The organism is uncultured Sulfitobacter sp., assembly GCF_947497275.1.
Classification (GTDB): Bacteria; Pseudomonadota; Alphaproteobacteria; order Rhodobacterales; family Rhodobacteraceae; genus Sulfitobacter.
The window spans coordinates 1-3,145 of sequence record NZ_CANMFS010000033.1 but is presented as its reverse complement, the minus strand read 5'-3'; the positions used below and the strand labels follow the sequence as shown (position 1 = coordinate 3,145).

Here is a 3,145-nt window from a genome sequence, read left to right as displayed (position 1 = left end):
GGGCGTAGGCCGCCCGCCGGCCGGAGCCTAGAGCGCGGTGACACGCCGACCGATCAGGGCGGCGGGGCAGGGGCCATGCCGTCAAGGGGGCTACCGCCCCCGGCGCGTTCCGCGCCTCCCCCGTGGATATTTAGAGAAAGATGAATGGTTGCCGAAAGCGGCATGTAATGTATGCTGACCATCTAACGGCCAGACAACCTACAGACTGCACAGAAAAATAGAGGTCAGACCTATGACACCGAACGACGCCGCGTCGGGCGAAGAAAAGATCGAGACGCGCGGCCGCAAGGTCGAGGTCGTCGAGCTGGGCAAGACGCACGACAGGGTGGCGCGGCTCAAGCACTTGCGGACATGCGCCAACATGAGCCAGCCGCAGATGGCGGAAAAGATCGGCGCGACGTTCCGCACCTACTGCAAGATCGAGGCGGGCGAGCGCGACCTGAAAGCGGACGAACTCGCGATCCTGCTAGAGCATTGCGGTGCCGACGCGAACTGGTTCCTGTTCGGAACCGGATCGAAGGAAGCCAAGCGGAAATGAGACCGGCGGGGCGTAAGCCCCGCCAGGATCAACCGGGCTTGCGCCAGACACAGAACCCGGTCGGAATGTTCGTGCCGCTCTCCGCGAAACTGCCAACGGGAAGGTCACGCCATTCGCCGATGGTGTTGGCGTGGTCATAGTGGGCGGTGGCGGGCAGGATGCAGGCCAGCCGCCCGCCGGGGCGCAGGAACTTCGCCGCGTGGTCGAGATGCTTCTTGTAGTGCTGCCCGTAGAAGGGCGGGTTCATCACGATCACGTCGAAGCGCGGATCGGGCGCGACCTGTAGGAAATTGGCGGTCATAACGTGATGGCCCTTGGCGCGGGCTTGTCCCGCGCGGCCCGCGTCATACTCGATGCCGGTCACGGTCAACGGATCGCGGCGGCGGTAGCTGTCCGGCTGGTCGTGCCAGTCGGCCAGAAGGTCCATGATCCGACCGTCGCCGCATGAAGGCTCAAGGATCGTCTCGCCGCCCGACAGGTGCAGCGCGTCGATCATGGTCTGCGCGGCGGCGCGCGGTGTCGGGTAGAATTGCAGGTCGCGCGATACGTCCGTGCTGGGCCGCTTGGCCTGTTCCCCGGACGGAGCGTCGGGCAGAACCTCGCCGTAGAACTCGGCCAAGGCGCGGTTTATGTCGAGCAAGCCCTGTGCGTCGAAGATCAGGTGCGCGTTGCCGTTCTTGAACACGCGGATGATACCGCCGCAGAAGTCGGATTCGCCGTGCCGCTCGGCCTCGTCCATCATGTTCGCGAACTCGGCATATTCGTATCGCGGCCGTCCGCGATACACGCGAAGGGCATTGAGCGTGTCCTTCACGCGCTCCTTGCCCCATCCGCTCCATCCGGTGACGGATGAAACGATGATCCGCTTGGGCAGGCCGGAAACCCCGATCCTGACGCGGCTGTGGCTCTTGTAGGCCGGGTCGAGGTCACAGAAACATTCCGCCAGTCCCTTTAGGACGTGAAAGCGCGGGTCGAGAAGATACGGCCCGAATATCTCTCGGATGTTCTCGATGGTGAAGGGCAGGGGGGTGGTCAGTTTCAGGTCGAGCTGCTGGCGGTCCTTGGCGCTGGCGACGGCCTCGATGTTCAATCCCTCGTAAACATGCCGCCATGCCGACCGCAGAAGGGCCAGGCGCACGTCGCGCTCATATAGGCGCGGCTCGTTGGCGAAGGGGTTGGCACCATAGGCACCGCCTATGGTGCTGGCGAGTTTGAGGGCGTCCGTGGCGCGCTCGAACTCGCCGATCCGCTCGGGGATGCTCTCGGCCTTGTCGTCGTATTCGGCGACGATTTCGGCCAAGCTGCGCCGAAGGGCAGGGGCGCTGTGCGCCTCCTGCTCCGGGGTTTCTCCGATACGCGAAAACCCGTAGTGCTTGGTCATGCCCGGCCCTCCGGCGCGGCGGGCGGGGCGATGAAGGCAAAGCCTCCTCCGTTGCCCTCGGGGTCGCGCGACAGGCTGACTTCCAGCGTTTCCCCGTCCGGGGCTTTCACGGTGAAGGTGGGGAACGGCTCGTCGCCGAACTCGTCGGCGTCCATCCGAAAGCCGGTAACGGTGAAGCCGACAAGCTGACGGTAGTAGGCGATCATGTCCATCAGCCGACCTCCCCGCCATTGAGACGGTCGCAAAGGGCGTCGATCTGGTCTTCGGTGATCGGGTCGAACTCTCCGCAATCGGTCAGGATGTGGTGCAGAAGCGTCGGAACTTCCAATTCCGACTGCAACATGCGAAGGCCGGTCAGAACCGCCGCCAACTCGACGCGATCCAGCGATACGCCGGTCATGTTGAAAAGCGCGCTCATGCCACGTCCTCCTGCTTGATGATTTTCCCGGCGGGGCCGATGAAGCGGCCACCCGACGAACTGGTCTGGCCGGTCGCCAGAATGTCGCTCGGCGTCATGCGGGGCGGAAAGATCGTGCCGCTGTTCTTGTCGGCACATGCGAAGATCCAGCCTCCCGTTCCGTTTTCGGCGCGGTAGGCAATCGCTTCCTCGGCGGTGTCGAAGAAATGGATGCTCTCGCGGCTGCTGGCCGGGGCGCTTGCCGCGTCCGTCCAGTCGTCGGCCCATTCGTCCATCGTGGCGATGGTGATGCCGTCCGGGTTCTTGAGGGTCAGGACCGGCTTGATGGTCGCGGCGCGGTGGTGGTCGCGCCCGATCATGCGAAGGGTGATTTCGCTCGTGCCGTAGATGGCCTGCGGGTAGGGCTGGCCTTCATAGTCGGCCTGCATGGTGAAAAGACGTGCCGACATGCTCATGCCTCCACTTCAAAGGTGACGGTCTCGCCGTCCACGGCGTAGGGAACTTCCTTTGACAGAAGCCGCTCGATGGCGTCGGTCGGGACGCCTGCGAAAGTCTCGCCGATCACTTTGAGCATCTGCGGGCGGTCAGCCTCGAACGCATAGCCGTTGATGGCCCATGCGATCAGGCCGGGGGTGTGAACCATCGGGGATGATTGCAAACGGTAGGTGGTCATAAACTCGGTCCTTTGTGGTGGTGGCGTGGGGTGCTTTGGTGCGCCCCTTTCGCCCCTTCTTTTTACCTTGTTTATATGGCCCGGCCCAGCTTTTTATTGCCGTTTTCTGCAATTAAATAGTTTGACACAGGCACC

At 63.5% G+C, this 3,145-nt stretch carries 6 protein-coding genes; 1 reads left to right on the top strand and 5 read right to left on the bottom strand.

The annotated features are described in order from the left end of the window. Positions 1 to 232: 232 nt before the first annotated feature. Positions 233 to 538, top strand: coding sequence for a helix-turn-helix transcriptional regulator (locus Q1A06_RS20785; protein ID WP_299568024.1), 306 nt, complete (start codon positions 233 to 235; stop codon positions 536 to 538). A gap of 28 nt (positions 539 to 566) precedes the next feature. Here the strand turns inward: Q1A06_RS20785 and Q1A06_RS20780 are convergent, their stop codons facing one another. Genes Q1A06_RS20780 through Q1A06_RS20760 form a run of 5 tightly spaced genes read right to left on the bottom strand, consistent with a single transcriptional unit; the run spans position 567 to position 3,010 of the window. Then, complete coding sequence (locus Q1A06_RS20780; protein WP_299568023.1) at positions 567 to 1,919, bottom strand: DUF4942 domain-containing protein; 1,353 nt, start codon at positions 1,917 to 1,919, stop codon at positions 567 to 569. Beyond that, positions 1,916 to 2,131 (bottom strand): hypothetical protein, encoded by a 216-nt coding sequence (locus Q1A06_RS20775; RefSeq protein WP_299568022.1) that lies wholly within the window; start codon positions 2,129 to 2,131, stop codon positions 1,916 to 1,918. Before Q1A06_RS20775 ends, Q1A06_RS20780 begins: the two co-directional genes overlap by 4 nt. After that, positions 2,131 to 2,337 (bottom strand): hypothetical protein, encoded by a 207-nt coding sequence (locus Q1A06_RS20770; protein ID WP_299568021.1) that lies wholly within the window; start codon positions 2,335 to 2,337, stop codon positions 2,131 to 2,133. The genes Q1A06_RS20775 and Q1A06_RS20770 overlap by 1 nt, the downstream gene beginning before the upstream one ends. Next, positions 2,334 to 2,786 carry a hypothetical protein gene (locus Q1A06_RS20765; protein ID WP_299568020.1) on the bottom strand — a complete coding sequence of 151 codons (453 nt, stop codon included), beginning with the start codon at positions 2,784 to 2,786 and terminating at the stop codon, positions 2,334 to 2,336. The genes Q1A06_RS20770 and Q1A06_RS20765 overlap by 4 nt, the downstream gene beginning before the upstream one ends. Before the next feature lie 2 nt (positions 2,787 to 2,788). After that, positions 2,789 to 3,010 carry a hypothetical protein gene (locus Q1A06_RS20760; RefSeq protein WP_299568019.1) on the bottom strand — a complete coding sequence of 74 codons (222 nt, stop codon included), beginning with the start codon at positions 3,008 to 3,010 and terminating at the stop codon, positions 2,789 to 2,791. Positions 3,011 to 3,145 lie beyond the last annotated feature (135 nt).

What these genes read in the sequence shown, in the direction of transcription:
- Q1A06_RS20785 (WP_299568024.1), top strand. Translation starts at nt 233, where the DNA reads ATGACACCGAACGACGCCGCGTCGGGCGAAGAAAAGATCGAGACGCGC.
- Q1A06_RS20780 (WP_299568023.1), bottom strand. Translation starts at nt 1,919, where the DNA reads ATGACCAAGCACTACGGGTTTTCGCGTATCGGAGAAACCCCGGAGCAG.
- Q1A06_RS20775 (WP_299568022.1), bottom strand. Translation starts at nt 2,131, where the DNA reads ATGGACATGATCGCCTACTACCGTCAGCTTGTCGGCTTCACCGTTACC.
- Q1A06_RS20770 (WP_299568021.1), bottom strand. Translation starts at nt 2,337, where the DNA reads ATGAGCGCGCTTTTCAACATGACCGGCGTATCGCTGGATCGCGTCGAG.
- Q1A06_RS20765 (WP_299568020.1), bottom strand. Translation starts at nt 2,786, where the DNA reads ATGTCGGCACGTCTTTTCACCATGCAGGCCGACTATGAAGGCCAGCCC.
- Q1A06_RS20760 (WP_299568019.1), bottom strand. Translation starts at nt 3,010, where the DNA reads ATGACCACCTACCGTTTGCAATCATCCCCGATGGTTCACACCCCCGGC.